The sequence below is a fragment of the Enteroscipio rubneri genome (assembly GCF_002899715.1).
Classification (GTDB): Bacteria; Actinomycetota; Coriobacteriia; order Coriobacteriales; family Eggerthellaceae; genus Enteroscipio; species Enteroscipio rubneri.
This window is the reverse complement of sequence record NZ_PPEK01000003.1, coordinates 23,390-47,533: the sequence shown is the minus strand read 5'-3', so window position 1 is coordinate 47,533 and position 24,144 is coordinate 23,390. Positions and strand designations below refer to the sequence as shown.

Genomic DNA, 24,144 nt, shown 5'->3' with positions numbered 1-24,144 from the left:
CCTCCGGGTCAATTCGATCGTATCGTAGAATGCGTATTCTACCCGCACGCGCCTGCAGAGGGCGACGGACGCGACAAAAGAACACGCGCGAGACCCCGCAACGCGCACGAGCGCACACCCAATGCGCGGGCTTCAGGGCCGCCTACGCCGCCGGACAACCGTGCAGCACCAGCGTGCTCAACCCGCGAGAGCAGCACGGTACAATGGCCGCAACGATCGCAATCGACAAGGCCGCTGCAGATGAACACCGATAGAACAAACGATGGGATCGTCGGGCGCCCGGCTTACCGTGTGGAGCGAATGCGTGCGGAAGATGGACGGATCGCCGAGCATTTCCTCAACGGCCTCGCAGGAGGCTCGGATGCGTTCGCCAGCGCCATGGAAGATCCAGGCTTCGCGGAGATCATAGCCAACGAGCTGCGAACCGAGGACATAGCCGACGAGCCGCTCGAACCGCTTGCTCGGCAGGCGCCGACCGATCGCGTCCGGCGCGACTTCGAACGCTGGCTTGCGTTCATCGACGGCGACCTGCAACCTTGGGCCACGGGCGGCGCCATACACTTCAGGCCGCACTGGGCGCGTGTGCTCATGTTATCGCTCGTCATAGCAGACCTCGAGGGCCTGGCTGACGAAGACGCATGCGCGCTGGCAATGGCCGCCGCCTTTCATGATTCTCGGCGCAAGGACCCGTACCTCGACACCGGCCACGGAGCGCGTGCCGCGGCCTACTACGCGCAGTTTTGCCGCGACACGGGCACCGGTGCGCAGCGAAGCACCACGGCGGGAGCGAACATCGATTTCGACCCGCGTACGTACCTAGCCGTCAAGTGGCACGACCGCGACGACGATGCAGGACTGGAGGCCATCGAGGAAGCGATTCGCCGCAACGCCCTTCCTGAACTGGGCATCGACGATCTAGGATCGCTTGTTCCAGCACGCGCCCGAGCCGACGCCGCAACGGTCTACCGCATGTTCAAGGACGCCGACGGCCTGGATCGCATCAGGCTGGGGCCGCAAGGCCTCGACGAGGGCTACCTGCGCACAACGCATGGCAGAGCGCTCGTGCCGTTCGCGCGCAGACTCCTGGAAGCCTCCGAGCACACAAGGATATGAAGACGTGCTGCTCCGTATTTCGACGCCGCGAGAGCCTACCCCGATCCGTAGCCCAACGCCCCGACGACCGCCCACGCGAGCGCGGCGGTCCACAGCACAGCCACGACGATGCGCACTGCATTCGGCACGCATAGGTTCTTCGAAGGCACCATGAACATGGCGATGAGGCCGCCGAGCGCGCCGCCCAGATGCCCGCTCACGGAGATGCCCGGCACCAGGAACGTGTACGCCACGTTGACGCCGATAATGGCGAGCATGCTCTTACTGTACTGGGCGAACACGTGGCGGTTGCCCTTGTGCAGCACGCCGAGCAGCGCCACAGCCACGAACAGCGCGAACACGCTCGTCGACGCTCCGGCGCTCACAGCGGGCATCCCGCCCGCCAGCACGTCGGCCGCATACGACACGGCGTTGCCCGTGATGCCTCCCACGAAGTAGAGCGTCAGGAAGTTGCCGCGCCCGAGCACGCACTCCAGCACCTCGCCTACGCTGTAGAGCGCCACCATGTTGAAGCCGAGATGCATGAGGTCCATATGCAGGAACATGGGCGTGACGAACCGGAACAGCTCGCCCGCCTGCACGAGCGGCGCGTACATCGCCCCCATGCCCACGAGCACGAGGGGCGGCACGTCGACCCTGACCCCCACGTGCGCGCCGGCAAGGACGGATACCGCCGCCTCGACCGCGAAAACGATCACGTTTATCGCGATAAGCGCGAGCGTAACCAGACGGAACCGGTTGCGCGCGAAGAATCCGGGCGTGCTCGCGCCCATCATGCGCTCGAGCTGCTCGTCTTCGATGACAGGCCGCTGTCCGCCGCGATCGTTCACCTTGTACGGCATGGAAGGCTCCTTGCAATCTTCGCTCCCGCACGCTCTGGCATCCGAGGCGAATCCGACGTGCACGCCCTCATGCGGGGCCGCGCCCGTCCACCGCACTTTCGGCACTTCCCGCTTCGACACGGCGGGCAAGGAGGCGACGATAGTCTTCCAGGTTCTCTTTCAGCACCGCCGGAACGTCCAGCCCGTACGGGCAGCGCTCGACACATGACCGGCACTCGGTGCACGAATCGATCTTGTCCATCTCCGTCTGCCACGCTTCGCTCAGCCAGACATCGGAAGGCGCCCGGCGCACCATCAGCGACATACGGGCGCACTGGTTGACGACGATGCCCTGCGGGCAAGGGGCGCAGTAGCCGCAGCCACGGCAGAACGAGCCTGCCAGCTCAGCCCGATCCGCTTCGATGGCCGCAGCCAGCTCCGGACTCATCCGAGGCTGCCCCTCCTCGATGTACGATAGCCATGTCTCGAGTTCTTCCAGACGCTGGATGCCCCAGATGGGCAGCGCGTTCGGGAAGCACGCCATATGGGCCATCAGCGCATCGGCATTCATAAGAAGGCCGCCGGCGAGCCCCTTCATTGCGATAAACCCCATGTTCTTGCGCTCGCACGCCGATACGAGTTCCGTCTCGCGCGGAGAGGACAGATAGTTGAATGGAAACTGCATCGTCTCGTACAGACCGGTCTCGACGGCCTCGAAGGCCGTCCCCACCTTGTGCGCCGTGACGCCGATATGATTGATTTTGCCCTGTCGCTTGGCTTCGACCATGCATTCGTACATGCCGGTGCCGTCGCCGAGCTCCCACACGCGGTCAATACAATGGAATTGGTAGAGATCGACATGGTCGGTTCGAAGGTTGCTAAGCGACGTATGCAGATCGTCCCAGAAATCCTCGGGGGTTTTGGCCATGGTCTTGGTGGCGATCGCAACGCGATCACGCAAGCCGTGCAGGGCACGCCCCATCTTCTCCTCGCTGTCGGAGTAGGCACGCGCAGTGTCGAAGAACGACATGCCCCCGTCCACGGCGCGGCGCAGAAGGCGCTCCGCCTCGTCGAACGAGATGCGCTGGATGGGCAGCGCGCCGAAGGCATCTTGGGGCGACACGATGCCCGTCGACCCCAGAACAACGCGATTCATCGGCACGGTGGCTTCCGTCCTGTTCATGCATCGTTCCCTTCTTCTTCGAACGGCAAAGGATCGCCGTAGCCCTTCCATCGGGGCACGTCGAACCGGGCCGTCCACAAACCCGCCGCGCGGATCGACACCGCGTTTACGAACGCGAGAAGGGCGAGCGCCGCCACGAGGCCGGCGAACGTCCCGAACGTCGCAAGCGGATCGAGCTGCGCCGACAGCGCCGCATCGGAAAGCGGCCCGCTCAAAGCCGATACAGCCTCCTCCGCCAGCGCCGTGACCACAACGATGACGGCAATGCTCGCGAGGCCCTTCCGAACCATGGCAAGAACGCGGCCGAACTGCAAGCCAGCGCCCAGGCGACCGTAGATACTCATGCGCATCATCGAGACGAGCATGAAAGGAGAGATAACGAGGGAGGCCGCATAGTAGACTGCAAGCAGGATAGGATGGATAGCGACACGCTGCTGGGCGTATGCGTAGAGATCGAGGACGGCCGGCTGCCCGACTGCAGCCGGAAACGCCGATTGCGACAGCGAAACGCATGCGGCGTATACGAGGGCCAGCGCAAGCCCGTACACCAAGCTGATGACGAAGGCGTACCAGCCGCGCCGATACAGCGCCCCGTCCTCGTTGCCGAACAAGCGCGCCGGCAGGGGTTCCGTGCGTCCCCAGGCCGCATCGCGCGCCCAGCCGAGGAGGTATCCGTTCAACACGACAGCCCCGAACACGGGCACAACCGACACCAGCCCCATCTGCAGCATCTTCACCGGCCAGCTGGGCGAGCGAACCACGTCGCCGAAGGCCATGACGAGCGTCTTCCAGCCGGATGCGGGCTTCTCTTGCAAGATTTGATGTTCCATGGAACCATTGTACCTTATGTACGCCGCTTCGAGCAGGACGTCCCCGCCCACTCGGCGGGATGCTCTTCGACGCGGTCGCGAGACGCGCGGAAAACCCCGGCCGAGCGAAAGCAGACGCCGCTCGGATTGGTCCGTGTTGCATTGCGGACGACATGTGCACATTCGCTCGCCGCTATGGTAAGGTGCCTTTATGGACATCCGCCAGACAAACGTCGATGAAACTGCCACGCCACGCCCGCGGAAGATCCCCCGCGCATGCCGCGCCGCCATGCGCTGGGCCCTCGTCGCCGCTTGGGCGTGCCTCGTCGTGTTCATGTCGTCGAACACCGGATCGAACCTCAGCGGCGATCTCGGCCTCTTCTCGGAACTCTACCGCAACCTGAAAGCCATGCAGCAGAGCCTGCTGGGGCCGTACGTCGACTTGCTCTCGCCCGCGGCCCACTTCTGCGAGTACGCGATACTGGGATTCCTTCTAGCCAACGCGCTGCGCCTCCATATTCCGCTTGCGCGCGCCTGCCTTGTCGCGATCGCCTGCGCGAGCCTCTTCGGCGTGACCGACGAGCTCCATCAGTACTTCGTACCCGGACGGATGTGCGACCCGCTCGACTGGTTGGTCGACACGCTCGGCGCGTCCCTTGGCGCGCTCGTCGCGCGTGCGGTTTTCTCGCGCAGCGAACGCTGATGCCGCAGGAACGCCGACGCCCCAAGCCCCACTCCCAGCGCCACGGCTAGGATGACCGCGGACTGCGCAAGCATGGGCACCTCGAGGCCCGGCGAGCGTCCTTCGATGTTCTGCGCAGGCTTCGCCGGCATTGCCAAAAACCACGCCATCGTGCCCGCCGCTTTCGATCTCGTTGGCGAAAGGACTCTCGAAGGTTGCGTTCGCGCCGACCAGCTCGTCCGCCTGCAACCCGGGCCAGGCCAAGCGGACCTGTCGGCTGTCGAACGCATCGAGAAGACCTTCTGGAGCGTCCTCATGAAGTGGCCGCCAGCCGCCCATCTCGCCGAGCAGCCGTACGGCTTTCGCGACGCGCGCAGTACATCGTCCAGCCCGACACGCGCCGCACGCGCACGAACCCGACCTGCAACCGTGGGTTAAACCTCTTCTATGGAGCGCCATCGGGGAAAACGGCGCGCTATAATCGCCTGTGGCCCATCGCCGAGCGGACAGGGAAGGTTTACCTGGCGATGGCCGAGACCGATTTTCTCCCCTGTGCGAGCATTGGAGCACCGTCTATGCCAAAGGATTTCAGCGACCCGAAGAAGCTCGGCTTCATGCGCCTCATCGAGGTGTTCTTCGCCTGCAATGTCGTCTTCACCATCTCGCTTCTGGTGTTCGTGGTGAAGGGCGGCGACGAGTTGGGCTTCGGCGAGATGCTCGACTTCGCCAACCTTGTGTTCGACGGCGTGAGTCTTTGGCTCATCTGGCAGCGCAAGCACCTTGCACGCCACTTCATCATAGGGTTCAGCCTGTTCAACATCGTCGTGGGCAGCGCTTACAACCTAGCTATGGGGCAGTTCGACATCGTCGGCCAGCTCATCGCGTCATCGTCCGACATCATCCTGCTCGTCTACTTCCTTACGTCGCGCCGCGCCAAGGCCGTGCTCACCCAGCCCTTCTCGGCAGAGATCAAGCACGCCGATCTCCAGCGCCACATCGACTTCTACCGGCCGCGCACATGGGGCTTCTGGCGCAATCTCATCATCTACTTCTGCGTGTTCAGCGTGGTGGGGCACTGGATGGAAGCGGGCTATTGCACGTTGATCCGCTTCGGGCTCATCCCCGGCATCTACGACCCGAACTCTCAGATCTGGTCGGATTGGCTCTACCCGTTCTGCGTGTACGGCTTCGGGGCCGTGGCCTGCGTGCTCTTGCTGTTCCCCGTGAAGAACTTCCTGCAGAAGCACCTCAAGGGCCACGCGCTGCCGCTCGCGCTCAGCTTCGTCGTGAACGCGCTCGTGTGCACCGGCATCGAGCTGGCCATGGGCCTCATGCTCAACCAGCCCGGCCCCGACGGCGCGTACCCACTGTGGGACTACAGCGACATGTTCTGCAACTTCATGGGCCAGGTGTGCCTACAGAACGCCGTGGCGTTCGGTATCGTGGCCACGCTCATGACCTGGGTCGTCTACCCCGGTCTGGAAACGTTCCTCGCACGGTTCTCCAAGGACGTCATGAACGTAGCGTTTGTCGCCGTGGTCATCGTCTTCTGCATCCTGTTCTTCTTCTACTGCGTGAACGTCCTGCTGCCCGACTTCGACGCGTCAACGATTGCTGCGGAAGCGGAGGCTGCGGCAGCCCAAGCGCAGCAGGCGCAACCCACCGCGCCCGAGTCCGGCTAGCCCTGCGGGAGGATCATGCCGCATCTCGCGAACGATCGCAAGCTTCATGGCGTTTTGCCGGGCACGTTCTCGTTCTGGCGCAACCTCGTCGTGCACTTCTGCGCGTTCAGCGTCATCGGGCATTGGATGGAGATCGCCTATTGCACGTTCATGAACCTGTTCGGCATTGTAGACGCCGACTCGCTCGTGTGGGACGACCCGTTCTACCCGTTCCTCGTCTACGGCGTAGGAGTCGCGGTGTGCGTGCTTTTGCTCGAGCCGCTCAAACAGCGCCTCGTGGCGCGCCGACGCACGCTGTTCGGTGCCGGCGCGCAGTTCTACCTGATCACCATTGCAGTGTGCCTGGTCATGGAGCTGGGCATGGGCCTCATGCTCAACCAGCCCAACACCGCCGGCGAGTTCCCGCTCTGGGACAACTCACAGCTGCCCTTGAACGTGCTCGGCCAAGCGTGGCTCGTGAACGACATGGCGCTGGGCGCCGTGGCCATGCTCTATACCTGGTGCGTGTACCCGCTCTGCGAGAAGACACTGGCGAAGGTGCCGCCGCGCGCCATGAACGCACTTGCAGCGAGCGTCGTCGTGTGCTTTGCAGCGCTCTGCGCCGTGAAGTTCGCCGCGGCCTAGACGCTTCGCCCTCGAAGCGCAGGAAGGCCTCGCCGTCCTGACGCGCCCGTTGCAGATCGCCCACGCAGCGGCGACGCGACGGCACGCTTCAAGAACGAGTCCTCCCCGCCCGAGGTACGGTTGTGCTTGCCGCCTGAAGCCTCGTCCGACGGGACCGGCCGCGCCCCGGATCCCTCTTCCGTCGAAGCGCAGCCGAGAAGGCGGCGCCCGATGATCGAGAGCGAAGGAGTGCATATGAGCTCAAAGGAAACCAAAGACAGCAGCACGCGGCCCGGAGCGCTGGGACGCGGCATGGACGCCCTTATGGGCGACGGCGAGACCAGGAATACCGAAGAGGAGCATCGAGGAAAGGCGGAAGGCGAGCCCGAGAAGATCGAAGCCGATCGCCGCAACGATTCGCCCGGTACGTCCAACGACGAGTCCGCAGCGCCCGCAACGGAGAACCACCGCCAGGCCGACGATAGGGATCCGTCCGGTGCAGGGGACGACATCGACAGCGAAGAGGAGGGCAGCTCGGCCATCTACATCTACGACCGCTCGCCCTTCGACTCATGCCCCGTGCGGCTCATCGCGAGCGGGGCGGCGGGAGCTATCGTGGTCGCGGCATGCGCTCTCGTCGGCGTCAAGGCCGTCCTCTCCATGGAACGGAGCGGGCGCCTCTTCTAAGATGCGGCGGTAAGGGTTCTTCGCTCCTTTGCCGCTGGCCGCGAGCGCGGGAAACGGCGAGGACCCGCCGCAGGCGCCTGCGGCGGGACATCCGGCCGAGATCGCTCACGAACCCGATACGAGCGCCCGGTACTCCTCTAGGCACAGGCCCGCCTCGTGCATCTCGCGCGCGGCGGGCTTTCCCACGTAGCGATAGTGCCAGGGTTCGTAGATAATGCCGGTTACATCGCTCTTGTCCGAAGGATACCGCAGGACGAATCCGTATGACCAGCTGTTCGCCATCAGCCATTGCTGTACAGGCATGCTCTCCTGGCTTGAGTCCAGAAGCTGGTTGCGAGCGTCCACGATATCCACCGCTAAACCGAGCTGATGCTCACTTGTGCCAGGAAGTGCGACAGACGTACCCGCTTTCGCCCGTGCTTCCCCTTCTGAGAGTCCTCGGGATTCCAGTATTCGAACCTGCTCGTCGAAAAGCTCCTGCTGCTTGTCCTGCGTGCGGTAGGACGAGCAGATGACCGGCTCGAGCCCAGCAGCTCGGCAATCATCCATCATAGCTTGCAGGTCGGCAAGGCAGCGATCGTCCACGGCTTGGCCGCCCGCCAACGGCGCGGTCGTCACCTCGTATCCTTCCGGAAGCGGGTTGTCCCGATTGATGAGCACCAGATTCCAGTCGCCGGCGCTCGAGGGTCCGTCGTAGCCGGTCTTTCGCGCCTCTGCTTCCTGGCCCGCGGTCTGTGCAGCAGGCCGCTCGTCCTGCTGCGCCGCAAGCGCTCCGTCCGCAAGACGCAGGCCTGCGAACAGGCAGCCCACCACAAGGATGTATACCGCCACCAGCCGTGCGAGAGCGCGGCGGCGCGGGCGAACGGGCCTCAAAGCGCGCCGCCGAGGTGCGAATCGTCGCGTCGTTCTGTTCATGCGCTCACCTTTCTACCAACAACATTCGCTATGATAGAAAAGCATCGCGTCCGTTCGGCAGCCGAGCGGCATCGGAACGTCATCACAGATTGAAGAAGAGTTGCTCGCCGTCAATCATCATGGGCACAGGACACGATTCAGTGCGACCGTCGACCGTTCTCGATAGGGTCACCAGGTACTGCGCGAAACGTCCCGTTTTCGAGACGCTGACCGCGTCCTCCGTTGAGGCGGCCGTTTCGTCTCCGGCGGCATCCTGGCTGATCTCATAGTCCAGAGAATCGATCGGATACTGGGTCTGGCAATATTCCAGCACGTTGAACGCCGCCTCGTGGAACGGGCTGTCTGACGCGTAGACCTCGGAAGGGGAAATCGGGCTTTCGAGCGCCACCATGCGGCCGCTCTGATCGTCGATCCATAGCTGAGCCTGCTTGTCTTTCTCGCCCCATGTGCAGCACCAGAAGATACCGGAGGACACCGGGGCGCCCGAACTCGCGAACAGCATCGGCACGACACTCGGCTCTTCCTCCATGGGAATCCCGAGGGCGAGCAAAGCGGCGGCATACCGAGCGGCCTCTTGGGCCTTTTCGGCGTTCATGGCCTCACCTTCCGACAGCTCCACCTGGGAGTGGTCGGAGCGGAACAGTTCCAAAGTCTGGAAGAAATCGCCCTCCTGCGAGAGCACCAATGAAACGCTCGTATCCTCCCACCGCTTCGTCTCGTGTTCGAGTTGACGGTCCAGGGCCGCAGAAGCGAACAGGGGGATGCAGGCGCCCACGGCAACGACCAGTACGGTCAGCAGGACGGGCAGAGCGCGCACCGCTTTCATGCCGCGCCTCCTCTCAGCTCGGCGATCACGGTCGTGCCTTCTCCGACCTTGCTTTCGAAGCGCAGGGAGCCGCCGTGCACGTCGACGATCTCTCGGCACAGCGACAGCCCGAGTCCCGCCCCGCCCTGCGCGCGGGCGCGCGACTTGTCCACGCGGAAAAACGCCTCATCGAGATGCTCGAGTGCATCGGGAGGAATGCCGCGCCCGTCGTCGCTCACGGACAGCCTGCAGCCGTCGACCAGCATCTCGCACCGCACGCGTATGCTGCCGCTGCGCCCGTCCATCGCTTTGCGGGCGTTGTCCCATACGTTGACGAGCAACGACTTGACCAAGTCGGGCTCGAGCATGCACCATCCCTCCTCGCATTCGCACGACAGCTCGATCCCCTGCGCGCGGTACAGGGGTTCCCAACGCGCGGCGAGCCCCTGGACGAGCGCCGAGGGGGACGCCGCCGAGAGCGAGACGTCCTCTCGTTTCAGCACGAGCAGCTCCAGCAGCTTGGCGGACAGGTTCTCCAGCCGTTTGCCTTCCGAGACGATGTAGTCGGCCGCCTGCGTTTGCTCCTCCGCATTGAGCACCTGGCCTCTGATGAGGTCGCCGTAGCCGATGATGGAGGTCAGCGGTGTCTTTGCCTCGTGGGCGAAACTGCCCATGAACCGCTCCTGGCGCGCCGCCGCCTCCTCGAGACGGGAGACATTCTCCTCCATGGCCTCGGCCATGGCGTTGAAGTCGCGGGCAACGAGGCCCACCTCGTCTTCGGTCCGCACGCGCACGCGAGTCGACAGTTGGCCCGCTGCAATGGAGCGCGACGCCTCGGATAGGCGTACGAGCGGCGCGGTGAGCACGCGCGCAAGCGTGTACGAAAGCACGGCACACAAGGCGGCCATGAGCAGGAACACCCATTGGTAGGTCCACAGCTGAGCCTGGCGCGCCTCGAAGAGGGACGATACATCGAACGCCATATCCAGATACAGCGTCTCGTCATCCGCCTCGAGCGCTCCCGAGAGAGCCAGCAGATGCCCGTCGCCATCCGTGGTCGCATGGCGCATCGAACAGCTGCCGAGCGCCGGCAGCTCGTCAGGACGATCGAGGTCGGCGGCGTCGTGTTCGTAGACGGTCTGGGATGCGGTGTAAAGGCGCAGCGCGCTCCACGATCCCTCGTTCTGCTCCGAAAGCTGCCTGAGCGTTTCGGAGACGTCGGCGTAGTCCGTCTGCTCGGAGGCAGCGTTTACGATCTGGAGGGTGCCGAGCACCATCTGGTAGGCATTGTATGCGGACGCTTCCTCGCGCTCGAGCGAATCGTGGAACGAGAGCGTGATCAGCAGGCCGCCTCCCACTCCGAATAATACGGAGAGCAGACCGAGCATACACAGCGTTATCTTCAACCGGAACTTCACGTCATGCCTCGAGCCGGTAGCCCACCTTGTTCACCGCCAGCAACCGATCCTCCCAGCCCACCTTCTTCCGCAAGCGCTGCACGTGCAGGTCGACCGTCTTGCTGCCATACTGGTACTCCCCTCCCCAAACGCGCTCGTAGATAGTCTCCCGATAAAGGGCGCGATGGGGATTCTGGGCAAACAAGAGCAGCAGATCGTACTCCTTTTTCGTCAGTGAAACTTCGGCTCCGTCTTTGCGCACCTGCATGGCCTCGACATCGATGTGCAACCCGCCCACTTCGATGACCGACTCGTTCTTCCGGTACCGGCGAAGCACAACGTCGATCCTTGCAAGCAGCTCGACGATTTCGAAAGGCTTGACAATATAGTCCTCCGCGCCCGCGCGCAGGCCCCGCACCCGATCGGCCACCGCATCCTTCGCCGTGATGAACATGACCGGAACCTCAAGGGGCCGGATAAGCTCCATCAGCTCAAACCCGTCGATCTCCGGCAGCATGACGTCCAGGAGCACGAGGTCGAACCGCTCGCGTTCCAGCATATCGGCAGCCTCGTCGCCATCGTAAGCGCATGAACAGGAATAGCCTTCCTTGGTCAGGCTCAACCGTATCAGGTTCGAAATGGGCTTTTCATCCTCGACGATCAAAATCTTGATCACGCGCAACCTCCCTCGTCTCCCTCGTCCACTCTACCCTGAGCCGGCATCAAAACGGCAGAGGGAACGGAGCTTCGCCGACATCGACACAGCGCAGCGAACACCACAATGCCTCTCTCCGCAGATGCTCGGCACCGCGCGTATGCACATCTTACCCGAATATGATGCCGTTTTGATGCCTTTTCGCTGCCGGGCAGAGGGGTTGAGCCTATACGATGATGGCGGAAGCCGACGGAGCAGGGTTGTGCGATACGGCGGATGAACGGTCCGGAGCAAAGCCCCGCTGCGTTCGGAGTTCGGAGCATCGCCGCGATCCCGCTCGCCGATGCCGCGCTTCCTCTAGTTGTACGTATCACGGGCGTTTCATCATGTTTTGGATAGCGCCCACGCCCGTTCGGTCAGCCCTCGCTGCCGACGGCGCCGCGACTGCGTGACGTTTCCCTTCCCTCCCTCCCCGTCACGACGGTCGCGGCGCCCGCGGCGTCATGCACAACTTCTCCATCTGCTGCAGGGCTGCGCAGGCAGCACTCCGATTCGGCTACAATGGCCGTATGAAGAACAGCGCACGCATCCTCGTCATCGAAGACGACATCGACATCAACAACGTGATGGCCGCCTCGCTTGCGAAGGCGGGCTACGCCTGCACGCAGGCGTTCTCGGGAAGCGAGGCACGCCTCGTATTCAAAGCGGCCACCACCGCAGGCGAGGAACCTTTCGACCTCGTCATCACCGACCTCATGCTGCCGGGCGCCTCCGGCGAGGAGCTCGTGCGCGAGATCCGCGCGCACAGCGATGCGCCCGTCATCGTGGTGTCGGCCCGCACCGATCCGGGCGACAAGGTGGAGCTTCTGGAGCTGGGGGCCGACGACTATGTAGCCAAGCCCTTCGACCTCGACGAGCTGCTCGCGCGCGTCGCCGTGCAGCTGCGCCATGCGTCGCGCAGTACGACGTGCACCTCTGCCACGCTGCGGTTCAAGGACTGGGTGCTCAATACCGAAGCGCGCACCCTCGTAGCCGCCGGGGAACCTGTGAGGCTCACACGCCTGGAGTACGGCATCGTGGAGGCGCTCGTGCGCCGACCGAAGAAGGTGTTCACGAAGCGAGAGCTATTCCAGGCGGCATGGAACGAAGACTGCGTCGTGGAAGAGAAGGCCGTAAACGTGCACGTGAGCAACATCCGCGGCAAGCTGAAGCCCTCCGGCACCGACGCCTACCTGGAGACGGTTTGGGGCATCGGCTTCAAGCTGGCAGAGTGAGCTGGCGCCATGAGCGCGACCCCGCCGCCCTCAGCAGCTTATAACTTTCTTAACGTTTTCGAGGCGAATCGCTGAACATCCTTTCCGTATCGTGGGTGGCGAGAAGGAAACCATAGAAAGCGATACCGAGAGGAGCGAGGACGTGAACGTAGTCGAAGCCTGCGGGCTCACGAAGACCTTCGGCGGCAAGACGGCCGTCGACCACTTCGACATGCACGTCGATCAAGGCGACATATACGGGTTCGTCGGACGCAATGGGGCCGGCAAGACCACGGTGATGAGGATGCTCGCGGGGCTGGCAGCGCCCACGGGCGGCGAGGCGCACGTGTTCGGCACGTCACCCCGGGAGGCGGGCGCCTCGAGGCGCATCGGCGTGCTCATCGAGCAGCCGGGACTCTACGGCAGCATGACCGCTGTCGACAACCTCATGATGAAGGCGCTCGCGCTGGGACTCGTCGACCCGAAGGCCGCAGTGCAGGATCTCCTCGCGTTCGTCGGCCTCGAAGGCGCGGGCTCCAAGAAGGCCAAGACGTTTTCCATGGGCATGAAGCAGCGCCTAGGGCTTGCACTCGCGCTTCTGGGCGAGCCCGACCTGCTGCTGCTCGACGAGCCGCTCAACGGCCTGGATCCGGAGGGCGCGCGCGAGATCCGCCAGCTCATCGTGCGGTTGAACGAGGAGCGCGGCGTCACCGTGGTGGTAAGCTCGCACGTGCTGGAGCAGCTGGGGAAGATGGCCACGCGCTACGGCGTCATCCGGGAGGGGCGCATGGTGCGCGAGCTCACGGCCGCCGAGGTCGACCAGGAGTGCAGCGACTTCCTGCAGCTCGAGGCTGCGAACCCCACGCTCGCCCTGGCCGTGCTGCAAGAGCGCTTCGGGGCCCTGAACTTACAGGCCCTGCCCGACGGCGCCATCCGCATCTATGGCGGCGCGGACGCGGGAGAAGTGGGCTCGGCCTTGAACGAGCAGGGCATCGCCGTGAGCGCCCTGTTCACGCACCGCCGCGACCTGGAGGAGTTCTTCGTTGAGATGATGGGGGCTGAGTACCGTGGCTAATATCTTGAGAATGGACCTGTATCGGCTCGTCCACGGCAAGTCGCTGTGGATATTCCTCGGCATCATTGTGGTGCTGGCCGCCGCAGGCGCGGGAACCATGGCCGTCATCACCGACCCGACGTTCCTGGAGTCGATGAAGGTGTCGTACACAAACGGAGCTCCCGCCGGAGTCAACATCGGGTTCACGAGCCCGAGCGGACCGGATGCGGACGACCTCCTGCAAGCGAATGCCCTGGCGGGCCTTGTCGCCCAGGGCCTCACGCCCGAGGCGCTCATCGGCAACGTGTTCCTCGGCGGCGGCGGGCTATCCTCCCTGTTCGCCGTGTTCGTGGCCATCTTCCTGGCGACCGAGTTCGAAAGCGGCTTCAGCAAGAACGTGTTCACCGTGCAGCCGAACCGCCTTGCGTTCCTGGGAGCGCGCTTCCTCGAGATCGCGATCCTCGCGGCGGTGTTCACGGCGCTCATCGTCGTGGCAACCCTGGCTACGGCCGCCGTCGCAGGGCTTCCGCTCATCATGAGCCCGCTGCCCGACCTTCTGCTTTGGACAGCCCTCGTGGTGCTTGCCGCCACGGGCTTCGGCATGCTCACCGCGCTAGCCGTGTGGGTGACGCGCAAGATGGCGGCGGGCATCGTCATCGGCATCGTGTTAGCCGCGGGGCTCGTGACCCTCGCGCTCCAATCCGTGCTGCTGTTGTTCCCCAGCGCGTCGTTCCTTGCCGACTTCACCCTGTCTTCCTGCATGTCCTCGCTCTCCCTCGGACTTGCCGGACCATTGGGCGTGCCGCACATCGCGCTCGTGTGCGCGGCGTTCATCATCGTCGCCGCGGCGGCGAGCGCCGTCGTGCTCCAGAGGAAGGACGTGTAACCCATGGAGATCGCGGTCGCTCTGCTCGCCGTCACCCTTGTCGCCGTCGTCGTGTTGGCTTCCCAGCTCGTGCGCTCGGAGCTGCAGCTGCGCGCCATCGCGAAGTTCCTAGTGGGCCGGGAGTCGGCGAGCAACGCCCGCGTCACTGTGTTCGTGCGCACCCGCGGGTTCCTGCGGCTCGCGCAGGCGGTGAACCGCCAGATCGACCGCCACCAGGGCGAGCGCATCGCCGCCGAGGAGGGCAAACGCGACCTGCGGCGCGGCCTTACCTACCTCGCGCACGACATCCGCACGCCGCTGGCGGGGGCGCAGGGCTACACGCAGCTGCTGGCGGCCGAGGAGGACGAGGCTCTGCGCGCCCGGTACCTGTGCGTGGTAGGCCGCCGCCTCGACGACGTTGAGGGACTGCTCAACCAGCTGTACACCTACGCCCAGGCACAGGACCCCGACTTCCACCTTGAGCGCGAGCCGGTGGATGCGAGCCAGGTGCTCGCAGAGGCGCTCGCCTCGCTGTACGCCCAGTTCAAGGAGTACAGGTGGGAGCCCGTGATCGAGCTTTCCCACGAGGCGCTCATGGTCGACTCGAACGCCGACGCCCTCGCTCGTATCTTCCGCAACCTCGCCGTGAATGCGTTGCGCTACGGATGCGAGCCCCCGCACATCGTGCAGGAGGGCCGCACGGTGATGTTCGAGAATCGCATGGCAGACCCAGGCAGCTTGGACGCCGATCGCCTGTTCGAGCGCTTCTACCAGGGCGACGCCGCCCGCGGCGGCGGGGGCAGCGGCCTCGGGCTGGCCATCGTCGCCCAGCTGGCGCATGCCCTGAGCATCAAGGCGTCTGCCCGCCTCGACGGCGACGTGCTGTCGGTGGAACTCGCGTTCCCGGAGTAACGTTTCGGCGTCCCTTTTCGAGGCGTCCTCAGGAAGCCTCTCCCCAGCGCGCGAATCCCTCGACATCGACACCCAACTGCTGCAGCGCCTTGGCGACGATATGGCGCTCCATGTCCTCAAGACTCTCGGGTCGATGATAGTACGACAGGACAGGCGGGCATATCGACACGCCTGGCAGCGAAGCCAGGCGTGTCAGGTTCTGCAAGTGGATCACGCTCAGAGGCGCCTCGCGAGCGACGAGCACCAGGCGGCGCCCCTCCTTGACAGTGACATCCGCAGCGCGCAAAAGGAGGCTGTCGGAATAACCGCTCGCAATGCCGGCTGCCGTCTTCATGCTGCAGGGCACGACGATCATGCCCCCGGTTTCGAACGTGCCGCTGGCAATGGGCGCGTCAAGCGCGGCATCATCGTGGCAGACGTCGGCCAGCGCCGTAAGATCCTCGAACGGTCCGTCGAACTCGTAAGCCGCCGTCGTCCGCGCGGCCTCGCTCGCCACGAGATGCACTTCGATGCCGTCAATTTCACGCAGCATGCGCAGACAGCGGGCCGCGAGCGGCGTGCCGCTCGCCCCCGTCACGCCCACGACGATGCGTCGCGCGTCCGCCCTACTCGCCATCGAACTCGGGCACCCAATGCTTCGGGTCCACATCCAAGAAACGAGCGCGTACGAAACGATGCTTCTCGGAGAAGGGAACCGTGCAATCGAAGATGGTCTTACAGGCAATTCCGTGCTCGCGAATACTCGGCGACATGCTCGGATCGTTCGATGGATCGAGCGGGTGGCAGCGAACGCCGGGAATGGGCACGACATCCACATCGCCCTGGAAGCGCGTGTTCATGGCCCACAGCACGTCCTCCAAGTCGAACGGATCGACGTCCTCGTCTACGATGAACACATGCTTGAGCTCGCTGAACGCAGAGAACGCCAACAGCGCGGCCTGACGCTGGCGCCCTTCGTCTGACGGCTGGGACTTGCAGAATTGAAGCACCGCCAGATACTTGCCGCCGCCAGGACTTGCGCAGTAGACGTTCTTCAGCTTGCCGGGCATGGCGCGCTCTACCATGGACAGAATGCTCGCCTCGGTGGGAATGCCGGTCATGGAGGTGTGCTCCTCGCTCGGCCCGATGCAGGTCTGGAAGATGGGATTCCTGCGCGTCGTGACGGCCTTCACCTTGATCACGGGGATCTCCGGCACGGCGGGGCCGGTATAGCCCGGGAACTCGGGCATGGCGAAGCCGGTGCCCGATTCGCGATCCTCGGCGATGCGCGTACCGGGAAGGATCTCCCCTTCGATGACGTACTCAGCGTTGGCGATGCACAGCTCGTCGATGGTCAAACAGCGCGCAAGTTCCACGGGCTGCTCGCGCAGCGCGCCTGCAATGCTCAACTCGTCGTAGCCGAGCGGCGTGGTGGGAGGCTCGAAGCACGTCGACACCTCGATAGCCGGATCGACGCCGATGCTGATGGATATGGGCAGCGCTTCGCCGCGCGCTTCGGCGACCTCGTAAAAATGGCCTATGTGCCGCGCGCCGGGCACCATGTAGATGCTCAACTCGTCGGGCCCTTCCAAGCACATGCGGTGGATGGTGACGTCATGCACGCCCGTTTCAGGATCGTGCGCATAGCACATGCCCAGCGTCAGGTACGGGCCGGCGTCGTCGGGCGTATTCGTGGGGGCCGGCAAAATGGTGCGGATGTCGAAGCCCTCGTCCTCGGCTCGGTAGACGACCTCCTGACACAGCGCCTTATCGGCGCCCACCTCGACGGGCGCGACAGGACGGTCGACCGCTTCGTTGAGCAGGAAGCCCAAACGCTTCGGATCGCACCCGAGCAGATAGCCCACGCGCTTGCGACTGGCCAGCAGGCCGATATGCACACGCGCACCGGGGTGGCCCTTGATGGCGTTGAACGTCATGGCCGGCCCCAGGCGTGTCGGCCGCTTGACCGTACCGCCCGATCCGATGCGTCGGTACACGCCCGACAGCTCGTCTATGGGGTCCACCTCGACGTCGGTCTCGATGTACTGCCCGGGGATCCCCTTCAAAAGCTCGATCGCGCTGCGCAGATCGTTCACCTGGTTCTGCATGGCCGCAGTCCTTTCTCTGCCCCTCTGGTGCATGCGATGCACCCTTTTCGCATTCTTGCATTGTAGCAAACCGGCGACGCCGATGGCGCGCAAAGCGCTGGGCCGCAATACGTTCAGCAGCGCGGACGGCTTCGCATCCCCGCCGTGCGCTCGCCGAGGTCTATAAGTTCCTGGCGGCCGTGCGTCCCGGTCTTCGCATAGATGCGCCGAAGGTGCGTATCGACCGTACTCTTGGAGATGAAGAACTCGGCGGCGATGCGCTCCCCTGTCCTACCCTTCAGCGCGAACGGCAAGATCTCGGCCTCGCGCTTGGACAGTCCATACTCGCCGGCAATGAGGCGGCAGGCGTCGCCGAAGCGATCGGCCTCGCGCGCGATGACCGACAACGCACGGAAATCCCGTTCGGTGAACAGGAACAGATAGGCGAACAGAACCGCCAGCCCTGCGAACGCGGCGACCGCATAAGGCGCCTGCCCCGCCGGTTCCAGCAGCTCGATGCCGTTGCCGAGCGCGATGCCGGCCATCTCTCCCGCGTACAGTGCGGCAAACCCGAGCGAGAACACCGCCGCAGCATCCTGCCCAGTGATCCTGGACATCACGAGGAACAGCGAGACGAGCACGCACGAGAGTCCCAGATACCCCGCGAGCACGATGGACTCGCCCGGCACGCCGAACGCTCCGAGCACGGGCACGAACAAGAAGCCGGCCATCATCACGAGCACCGACAGCCGGTATACGCTGTCGAGTGGGCCTTCGGCGGCGCGCCCGTCCAATCTATCGGCGACCTCGAATCCTCCCGACGAGAACAGCTGCATCGCCGCTGCGCAGAACAACGCGAGCAAAAGCAAGGTCGCCGGAAACGCGGGCATGGAAGCCATGCCGGGCTCGGAGGCGAACGTCCCCATGAAGCCAGCCGCAAGCCCGAACAGAGCCGTGCCAGCCACGATCTTCTTCGAGAGCCGTGCGGCCTCTTCGCGCTGCTCCTTCGTGGCAAGCAGGTCGCCGAACGAAAGCGGAGCGCCCGAAGGCCGGGCTTCCGAGGAAACGGAGCTGCCGATCTGATGCTCGGAAGCGTCATTCGCGAGCAGGCCGCGCAGGGCGAGCGCGCTTCCGAGAGGCAGCAGCTTGAGCGCAAAGAGGGCTACGGCGCCGGGTACGGCCGCTGCCGCAAGGCATGCGAGAGCAGCAAAAGCAGACGCCGTGAACACCCGGCGGACCGATGCTCCCATCGGATGGCGGCCCAGCGCGCGTCCCCATGCCGCCAGCATGAGGCCCGCAGGCGCCCCCACGAGCACGCTCTCCACGATGATGCCCGGCTGCCCCGCCTCGGCGAGCGCCGGCACGAGCGACCCGACGACGAGCAGCCCTGCATAGCACCAGAGAAGCGGGCGCGCGAGCAGCGCGTCTCGGGCGCGCGGCGAAGCGGCGCGAAGCAACGCGAACGCAGCAACCATGCTCAGGAGCGTCCCGAACAGATCCGCCCGCTCGAACGCGAAGGGACCACCGCCGAAAGCCTGATTGGTCCCGAGGTAAAACAGCGAAAACGCGAATCCCTGATTGCACGCGAACCCCGCGATAACGCGGAAGGCCTCCGCAGCGCTAGGTTGATCGGCGCGGATGCCGAATCGCACGGATCCCTCCTTCTCTCGGAGATTCTTGCGCCGCCCACAGACGGCTGTCGACTCCCCATGATAGCAGAGGTCCTGAACTGCCCGAGTGCCCGTGCGGCGTTTTCCCTGAATACGCGCAACCGCCCGCGGCATCAGCCGCGGGCGGTTGCGGGGCGCAGGGAGGGAGGGGGGTGCGCCACTGAAAAGAGAGTGATCAGCTGGATAGGCTACGCCGTCTGGCTCGCCTTCTTGGAAGCGGTTCTCGCAGCAGTCTGCTTCGGGGCCGGATCAGAAGCTTCCGCTTCCTCGGCATTGTCCTCGACGATGAGCTCGGCAGCATCGGTCTTCTCGTTGCCGCCGAGGCCCTCGCGCAGGCTCTTGACCGTTTTGCCGATGGATGCACCGAGCTTCGGAAGGTTCTTCGGGCCGAAGATGAGCAGGATCACGGCAAGAATAATAACGAGTTCGGGCATGCCCATACCGAGTATCTTCATGTTGGGTCCTCCTTGTGGGCGTTCGGGCAACGGCTCTTCTGGCCGTTGCCGTGCGGTTCGCAATCGACTGTGCCAGTATGCCCCCGCTGCGCACGGGCGCCTATCGTGCAGACTCATGATTTGCGGATCCTGCGATCGTGCTCCTTGTCGTGCAAATGGGGTATGTATCCTGTTTTGCGAGGTCAATTCCTTTTCCACATATCACTGCCCGTCCGGGGCGCGCATCGTGTCTTCCATTCCGCGCCTATGGCGACACCATCATCACCGGTCAGGCCATCTCGATCCCGTATCAGGATCCGAGATCGTCGCCTCCAACGGCTACGTTCTCTACGGAGATTTCTACGAACACGTAAGCAACCTGCGCTGACGCTGATCAGCACCCGTGTTTGCGCGCCATCAGAACAGCCGTGGCCGTACCGGCGGAAGCTTCGGCATAACCCGCTCGACCACGGTGTCGTCAGGCCGCAGAGCGTCGCAGAGCATCGGAGCGCACGGATCGTAGCGACGATGGCGCCAAGGGCCCCCGGAAAACGGCGCACCGGGATTCGCGTAGCAGTAAACGCATCCGTTCGTGCAGGTATCGTACGAGCCGATGTCCACGCTCGGCGCGCATCGGCATCCACCCGGCTCGGCAGGCCAGCCCGGGCGCGTCTCGACGCCCGCAACGCGCGCCACCAGATCAGCGTCGATGCATCCAACGCGAGCAAGCCCTGCGTCGTCGAGCGCGGAGTCTCCGCATCCTCCGACCGCGATGCCCCGCTCGGCCCCGAGTTCGGCAAGTCGAAGGGCCAGCGAAGCCTTTTGGTCGGCAGGCACATCCTCGAAACCAAGCAGGGCCATCCGCTCTGCGATCTTAGGGTAGACATCGAGGAAGCTCAGCCGGCAGGAAGCCGTGTATCCACGCAGCCGGTCGGCGAAGACCGCGAACCAGCGCAGATGATGCTCGACGGTATAGCGGCCCCCGAGAAGGATGGGACTATAGCGCCACACAACGCGCTCGGGCCCCACAGCGCGGGCAAGCGCGCGGAAGGTCTCGACCAGCTCGGCCTTACGGGGCAGGCCAGCCTCCACGTCGGAACCGTAGGCGTTGAGCGTGAACTGCACGAAGAACGGGGCCGGAACCGCACGTTCAAGCCGCTCGGCGCAGGCCAGGAGCGGAGCGGGGTCCTTCGTCCAAAAGGCAATGCAGTCCACCGCATCGGGCCCGAGCGGCACCCGGCTCACCTGAGCGCGGTTCACCGGGTTGCGAACGAGCGCGAACCCCTCATCGAAGCGATTGAGCAGCCAGTCCAAGTAGAACCGAGGTATATCTGTTCGCCGAGATGCGCTTACTATCACGCGCCGATCCTCCTTGGAACGCGCTACAGCTCTTCGATAACCTTTGCGGAAACAACGTTGCTCGGCGAGATGAGGATGACGCCGACCGACCCTTCATCGGGAGCATCGACGAAAAACGTGCCGTTCACGGTTTCCCCCATTACGAACAGCTCCTCGTCGTGGATCGAAAGCGCGATATCGACGCCCTCGACACCTTCGAGATACTCCTTGTCGGAGGTCAGTACGACTATGAAATCGACTTCATGCTCGGCGAAATAGGCGATCTGCCGCTCAATGAGGCGGGCAGGCAGCGACTCGAGGACGCTGAGCACGCCGAAGCGATGCGCGCCCTTTTTGAGGATCACGCCTTCCTCGTACCGGCCCGGGTCGTCGGTGTCGAGAGAGAATACCGTCGCGCCCTTCTCCTCGTAACTCTCTTTCGCTTCTGCCGCAGTGACGCCCTTGTGCGTACCCGACAGGTCGCTTGCGGCTGTTCCGCGCCCCGTGCCTCCTTCGGACGCTTTCGCATCCTCCGCATTGACCCCGGAACCACGACTCCTCGAGTCTGCGGCGCCCGCTCCTGCCGCCGGATTGACGGTGGAGCCGAAACCGGCGCCGGATCCTTCACCTGAATGCCCTGCGTCGTCGTCCGACCCCCCTGCCGACAGCAGCCCCGGAGCAGCCGGCTCGTCATCCGCATCCGGCAGCGCGACGTCGGAATCCGCATCGACAGGGTGCTCAACGCCATCGTACACGATGGCGGTATAGCCTTCCATGCTGCCGAACGTGTCGTCGATGTTGGACGCGGCGACGTTCCATGAATGACCGACGAGCAGGTACCATCCGAACCCGCACAGGCTGAGCACGATGAGCCCGGCGAACACCGCCAAGGCTATTTTTTCTCGCGACTGATGAGACAGAGTGGCCATAGTGTCGTAATTATACTCGCACGGCGGAAGACCGGCCGCACCTCGGCATAAGCGACAGAATATCGACAGGAAGTCTGGGGTACGCATCTGAACAGGCACAACACATCCTGCAACAGCGCAGGCAACGCGAGGTCAGACGCCTACACAAGCTTCTCGTAGGCAATGCGCTCAGGCACTCCCCCTTCGGCATGAGCGATGTAGATGGTCCCGCACTGCGCAAAACCCGTCTTCTCGAGCAGTCGGCGCATAGGCTTGTTCCCGGGATGCGTGTCGATGCGCACACTCGCCACACCTCCATCTCGCGACACATCTTCAGCGCAGGACAGCAGGAAAGACGCGACACCTCGGCCAAGAGCGCCGGCATCCACCGCCACGCGATGCACCACGGCATAGCCCGGATCATCCGAGCGGAACCGCGTGAGCCACGCGCCCTCGATCAGATCATAGTCGCTCTCGCCGGAAAGCCCGATCATGGCGGTAGCCAGCACACGTCCGGATTCCTCCACGACATAGGATTCGCCGCAGGCGACGTCGCCCTCGATCGCTGCGCGATGAGGGTAGCATCCCTGCCATTGGTCGATGCCGAGCGCGCCCAGCGCCCGGCGGCCGTCTTCAATGATGTCCATGATGCGCTCGATATCGTTTGCCCTCGCTCTGCGAAAGTGCACTGCTACTCGCTTTCTTCTTCCGATCCCGCTGCGCCGCGCGAGCGCGTGCGCAGCAGCCTCTCGTACCCGACGCGCCGCTTTTCGCGTCCCAGCACATCGCGGATCGCCACGATGCCGCAGCGCCGATACCCGTGCTTTTCGAGCAGCTTCTGCATGGGCGCATTGGGCTCGTACACGTCGGCGCGAATGCTCGACCGGCCGCCCGCTCGCGCGATCTGGTCGGCTTTGTCTAGTATGAACATGCCCACGCCGCGGCGGCGTGCCCGGTAGTCCACCGATACCCAATGCAACTCGGCATAGGGCTGCGGCACGGCGTTCGTATCGGTGAGCCAGGCACCGCCTTCAATACCGCGAGCGTAGTTTTTGTCGGGAGAGAACGAGACGGCGAACACGGCTATCAAGCGGCCGTCACCGTCCTCCACAACGTGGGTCGTACCATTCTTGATGCTGTGCATGAGGCGCCTTGATGAAGGATATTTCTTGTTGCGCCCCTCATCGATACCAAGCGCGGCGAACGTCTCATGCCCAACGTCGATCAAGCTCGCCACCCGCTCGAAGTCCTCGCGCACCGCTGGACGCGACGTGTAGTAGCCGAGCACCGAAGCACGGCCCGCGAACAGCGGCGGATCGTCGTAGACCGCACCCGATCCTGGAAGCGCATCGACTGCCGTCGCTTCCGACGTCGGCTTCGGTTCTCGCTCGGTGACCAGGAAGATCATCGCCACAATGAACGCGCAGCCTGCAAGATCCCACACCGATACGGGTGTCTGCAGCCAGACAAGGGCAAGCACCATCGCCGATACGGGCTCCACGCAGCACAAAAGGCTCGCCTTCACCGGCCCTGCATCGTTGATCCCTTGCAGGTAGAGCATGTAGGCCCCGAGCGTTCCAACCAGTACGATGGCGACGAAGGCGGCAAGAGCCCCTCCCGTCAGCTCCACGGGCATCGACCACGGCTGCACCACGACCGATGCAGCAGATCCGCCGAAGAGCATGGCCAGGCCCGTAACCAGCATGGACCCCCACTTTTTCAGCACCTTGACGGGCATGAGCGTGTAGAACGCGAGGGCAAGAGCCGACACGAGCCCCCACGCGAGCCCTTCAGGCGGAATGGCGAGCGTGTCCGGATCCCCCTGGGTCGCGATGAGGAGCATGCCGCCGAGGGCGAGCACAAGTCCGAGCGCCTCGCGGATGCGCGGCATGCGACGCGACCGCAGGCATACGTAAAGCATGATGAGCACAAGCCCCACCTGCTCGATCGTGGTGCCCACGCCGGCGCTCGTATAACCTATGGCGTAAAGGTAACTCAGCTGGGTGAGCAGCACGCCGAAAATGGCAAAGGCGGCTATCTGGACGAGCGACCGCCAATCGCGGAACACGGCAAGAAGGCCCTTCCAGTTGCGCAGCGCCGTCATAGCAAGGAAGAAGGCGGCTGCGATGACCATGCGCGCGCACGTGATCCAGGTTGCCGGAATCCCGTAGTCGTCCATGAGCAGCTGGGCGCACGTGCCCGAGAACCCCCAGCATATGCCTCCCGCGAGTGCGCACACGACACCGCGCGCCACATGGCGGTTTCCCGTCGACATCGCCGTTTCCGCCACCT

The 24,144-nt window shown here is 64.3% G+C and carries 24 protein-coding genes; 9 read left to right on the top strand and 15 right to left on the bottom strand.

The genetic code is table 11. The features are described 5' to 3' along the window. Positions 1-240: 240 nt before the first annotated feature. Entirely contained in the window at positions 241-1,113 is an 873-nt protein-coding gene (locus C2L71_RS04140; protein ID WP_129588471.1) for a hypothetical protein, read from the top strand. A 35-nt stretch (positions 1,114-1,148) separates the two neighbouring features. On the opposite strand, the gene C2L71_RS04135 is transcribed toward C2L71_RS04140, so the two are convergent. From C2L71_RS04135 to C2L71_RS04125, 3 genes are all read right to left on the bottom strand, one after another. After that, the gene (locus C2L71_RS04135) at positions 1,149-1,955 is read right to left on the bottom strand and encodes a rhomboid family intramembrane serine protease (protein WP_103264515.1); all 807 of its coding nucleotides are present in this window, start codon (positions 1,953-1,955) and stop codon (positions 1,149-1,151) included. A 67-nt stretch (positions 1,956-2,022) separates the two neighbouring features. Next, positions 2,023-3,117, bottom strand: a complete 1,095-nt coding sequence (locus tag C2L71_RS04130) for an aldo/keto reductase (protein ID WP_239926329.1) — start codon at positions 3,115-3,117, stop codon at positions 2,023-2,025. Further along, positions 3,114-3,947, bottom strand: coding sequence for a DUF4013 domain-containing protein (locus C2L71_RS04125; protein ID WP_157938923.1), 834 nt, complete (start codon positions 3,945-3,947; stop codon positions 3,114-3,116). The genes C2L71_RS04130 and C2L71_RS04125 overlap by 4 nt, the downstream gene beginning before the upstream one ends. 190 nt (positions 3,948-4,137) lie before the next feature. Between C2L71_RS04125 and C2L71_RS04120 the strand changes: the two genes are divergently transcribed. From C2L71_RS04120 to C2L71_RS04100, 4 genes are all read left to right on the top strand, one after another. Beyond that, positions 4,138-4,629 (top strand): VanZ family protein, encoded by a 492-nt coding sequence (locus C2L71_RS04120; protein ID WP_239926327.1) that lies wholly within the window; start codon positions 4,138-4,140, stop codon positions 4,627-4,629. 554 nt (positions 4,630-5,183) lie between these two features. Continuing rightward, the gene (locus tag C2L71_RS04110; RefSeq protein ID WP_103264655.1) at positions 5,184-6,290 is read left to right on the top strand and encodes a putative ABC transporter permease; all 1,107 of its coding nucleotides are present in this window, start codon (positions 5,184-5,186) and stop codon (positions 6,288-6,290) included. Between the two features lie 15 nt (positions 6,291-6,305). After that, the gene (locus C2L71_RS04105; protein ID WP_103264512.1) at positions 6,306-6,914 is read left to right on the top strand and encodes a putative ABC transporter permease; all 609 of its coding nucleotides are present in this window, start codon (positions 6,306-6,308) and stop codon (positions 6,912-6,914) included. Between the two features lie 234 nt (positions 6,915-7,148). Beyond that, on the top strand, positions 7,149-7,580 hold the full coding sequence (locus tag C2L71_RS04100) for a hypothetical protein (RefSeq protein ID WP_103264654.1): 432 nt from the start codon (positions 7,149-7,151) through the stop codon (positions 7,578-7,580). A gap of 105 nt (positions 7,581-7,685) precedes the next feature. Here C2L71_RS04100 and C2L71_RS04095 read toward each other — a convergent pair whose 3' ends face one another. From C2L71_RS04095 to C2L71_RS04080, 4 genes are all read right to left on the bottom strand, one after another. Beyond that, a complete protein-coding gene (locus tag C2L71_RS04095; RefSeq protein ID WP_103264511.1) occupies positions 7,686-8,495 on the bottom strand; it encodes a M15 family metallopeptidase in 810 nt (269 codons plus the stop codon). An 82-nt stretch (positions 8,496-8,577) separates the two neighbouring features. Further along, the gene (locus C2L71_RS04090; protein ID WP_103264510.1) at positions 8,578-9,321 is read right to left on the bottom strand and encodes a hypothetical protein; all 744 of its coding nucleotides are present in this window, start codon (positions 9,319-9,321) and stop codon (positions 8,578-8,580) included. Further along, the gene (locus C2L71_RS04085) at positions 9,318-10,718 is read right to left on the bottom strand and encodes a sensor histidine kinase (RefSeq protein WP_103264509.1); all 1,401 of its coding nucleotides are present in this window, start codon (positions 10,716-10,718) and stop codon (positions 9,318-9,320) included. The genes C2L71_RS04090 and C2L71_RS04085 overlap by 4 nt, the downstream gene beginning before the upstream one ends. A gap of 1 nt (position 10,719) precedes the next feature. After that, positions 10,720-11,373, bottom strand: coding sequence for a response regulator transcription factor (locus C2L71_RS04080; protein ID WP_103264653.1), 654 nt, complete (start codon positions 11,371-11,373; stop codon positions 10,720-10,722). A gap of 548 nt (positions 11,374-11,921) precedes the next feature. On the opposite strand from C2L71_RS04080, the gene C2L71_RS04075 reads away from it, so the two are divergent. The 4 genes from C2L71_RS04075 (at position 11,922) to C2L71_RS04060 (ending at position 15,436) form a co-directional block, all read left to right on the top strand. Beyond that, positions 11,922-12,626 carry a response regulator transcription factor gene (locus tag C2L71_RS04075; RefSeq protein WP_103264508.1) on the top strand — a complete coding sequence of 235 codons (705 nt, stop codon included), beginning with the start codon at positions 11,922-11,924 and terminating at the stop codon, positions 12,624-12,626. Positions 12,627-12,768: 142 nt separating this feature from the next. Further along, positions 12,769-13,680 (top strand): ATP-binding cassette domain-containing protein, encoded by a 912-nt coding sequence (locus tag C2L71_RS04070; protein WP_103264652.1) that lies wholly within the window; start codon positions 12,769-12,771, stop codon positions 13,678-13,680. Further along, positions 13,673-14,545: an ABC transporter permease gene (locus C2L71_RS04065; RefSeq protein WP_239926325.1), complete on the top strand. Its 873-nt coding sequence runs from the start codon at positions 13,673-13,675 to the stop codon at positions 14,543-14,545. Before C2L71_RS04070 ends, C2L71_RS04065 begins: the two co-directional genes overlap by 8 nt. Positions 14,546-14,548: 3 nt before the next feature. Continuing rightward, the gene (locus tag C2L71_RS04060; protein WP_103264506.1) at positions 14,549-15,436 is read left to right on the top strand and encodes a sensor histidine kinase; all 888 of its coding nucleotides are present in this window, start codon (positions 14,549-14,551) and stop codon (positions 15,434-15,436) included. 28 nt (positions 15,437-15,464) lie between these two features. Here the strand turns inward: C2L71_RS04060 and C2L71_RS04055 are convergent, their stop codons facing one another. From C2L71_RS04055 to C2L71_RS04020, 8 genes are all read right to left on the bottom strand, one after another. After that, positions 15,465-16,052, bottom strand: a complete 588-nt coding sequence (locus C2L71_RS04055) for a UbiX family flavin prenyltransferase (protein WP_103264505.1) — start codon at positions 16,050-16,052, stop codon at positions 15,465-15,467. Next, entirely contained in the window at positions 16,042-17,523 is a 1,482-nt protein-coding gene (locus tag C2L71_RS04050; RefSeq protein WP_103264504.1) for a UbiD family decarboxylase, read from the bottom strand. The genes C2L71_RS04055 and C2L71_RS04050 overlap by 11 nt, the downstream gene beginning before the upstream one ends. 113 nt (positions 17,524-17,636) lie before the next feature. Further along, positions 17,637-19,154 (bottom strand): helix-turn-helix transcriptional regulator, encoded by a 1,518-nt coding sequence (locus C2L71_RS04045; protein WP_103264503.1) that lies wholly within the window; start codon positions 19,152-19,154, stop codon positions 17,637-17,639. A 206-nt stretch (positions 19,155-19,360) separates the two neighbouring features. After that, positions 19,361-19,627: a twin-arginine translocase TatA/TatE family subunit gene (locus C2L71_RS04040; RefSeq protein ID WP_103264502.1), complete on the bottom strand. Its 267-nt coding sequence runs from the start codon at positions 19,625-19,627 to the stop codon at positions 19,361-19,363. Positions 19,628-20,023: 396 nt separating this feature from the next. Next, entirely contained in the window at positions 20,024-20,965 is a 942-nt protein-coding gene (locus tag C2L71_RS04035; protein WP_103264501.1) for a DUF1848 domain-containing protein, read from the bottom strand. Between the two features lie 23 nt (positions 20,966-20,988). Further along, positions 20,989-21,828 carry an alcohol dehydrogenase gene (locus C2L71_RS04030; RefSeq protein ID WP_239926365.1) on the bottom strand — a complete coding sequence of 280 codons (840 nt, stop codon included), beginning with the start codon at positions 21,826-21,828 and terminating at the stop codon, positions 20,989-20,991. A 185-nt stretch (positions 21,829-22,013) separates the two neighbouring features. After that, a complete protein-coding gene (locus C2L71_RS04025; RefSeq protein WP_239926323.1) occupies positions 22,014-22,499 on the bottom strand; it encodes a GNAT family N-acetyltransferase in 486 nt (161 codons plus the stop codon). A gap of 44 nt (positions 22,500-22,543) precedes the next feature. Beyond that, complete coding sequence (locus C2L71_RS04020) at positions 22,544-24,127, bottom strand: GNAT family N-acetyltransferase (RefSeq protein WP_103264499.1); 1,584 nt, start codon at positions 24,125-24,127, stop codon at positions 22,544-22,546. Between the last annotated feature and the right edge of the window lie 17 nt (positions 24,128-24,144).

What these genes read in the sequence shown, in the direction of transcription:
- C2L71_RS04140 (WP_129588471.1), top strand. Translation starts at nt 241, where the DNA reads ATGAACACCGATAGAACAAACGATGGGATCGTCGGGCGCCCGGCTTAC.
- C2L71_RS04135 (WP_103264515.1), bottom strand. Translation starts at nt 1,955, where the DNA reads ATGCCGTACAAGGTGAACGATCGCGGCGGACAGCGGCCTGTCATCGAA.
- C2L71_RS04130 (WP_239926329.1), bottom strand. Translation starts at nt 3,117, where the DNA reads ATGAACAGGACGGAAGCCACCGTGCCGATGAATCGCGTTGTTCTGGGG.
- C2L71_RS04125 (WP_157938923.1), bottom strand. Translation starts at nt 3,947, where the DNA reads ATGGAACATCAAATCTTGCAAGAGAAGCCCGCATCCGGCTGGAAGACG.
- C2L71_RS04120 (WP_239926327.1), top strand. Translation starts at nt 4,138, where the DNA reads ATGGACATCCGCCAGACAAACGTCGATGAAACTGCCACGCCACGCCCG.
- C2L71_RS04110 (WP_103264655.1), top strand. Translation starts at nt 5,184, where the DNA reads ATGCCAAAGGATTTCAGCGACCCGAAGAAGCTCGGCTTCATGCGCCTC.
- C2L71_RS04105 (WP_103264512.1), top strand. Translation starts at nt 6,306, where the DNA reads ATGCCGCATCTCGCGAACGATCGCAAGCTTCATGGCGTTTTGCCGGGC.
- C2L71_RS04100 (WP_103264654.1), top strand. Translation starts at nt 7,149, where the DNA reads ATGAGCTCAAAGGAAACCAAAGACAGCAGCACGCGGCCCGGAGCGCTG.
- C2L71_RS04095 (WP_103264511.1), bottom strand. Translation starts at nt 8,495, where the DNA reads ATGAACAGAACGACGCGACGATTCGCACCTCGGCGGCGCGCTTTGAGG.
- C2L71_RS04090 (WP_103264510.1), bottom strand. Translation starts at nt 9,321, where the DNA reads ATGAAAGCGGTGCGCGCTCTGCCCGTCCTGCTGACCGTACTGGTCGTT.
- C2L71_RS04075 (WP_103264508.1), top strand. Translation starts at nt 11,922, where the DNA reads ATGAAGAACAGCGCACGCATCCTCGTCATCGAAGACGACATCGACATC.
- C2L71_RS04060 (WP_103264506.1), top strand. Translation starts at nt 14,549, where the DNA reads ATGGAGATCGCGGTCGCTCTGCTCGCCGTCACCCTTGTCGCCGTCGTC.
- C2L71_RS04055 (WP_103264505.1), bottom strand. Translation starts at nt 16,052, where the DNA reads ATGGCGAGTAGGGCGGACGCGCGACGCATCGTCGTGGGCGTGACGGGG.
- C2L71_RS04050 (WP_103264504.1), bottom strand. Translation starts at nt 17,523, where the DNA reads ATGCAGAACCAGGTGAACGATCTGCGCAGCGCGATCGAGCTTTTGAAG.
- C2L71_RS04040 (WP_103264502.1), bottom strand. Translation starts at nt 19,627, where the DNA reads ATGAAGATACTCGGTATGGGCATGCCCGAACTCGTTATTATTCTTGCC.
- C2L71_RS04025 (WP_239926323.1), bottom strand. Translation starts at nt 22,499, where the DNA reads ATGGACATCATTGAAGACGGCCGCCGGGCGCTGGGCGCGCTCGGCATC.
- C2L71_RS04020 (WP_103264499.1), bottom strand. Translation starts at nt 24,127, where the DNA reads ATGTCGACGGGAAACCGCCATGTGGCGCGCGGTGTCGTGTGCGCACTC.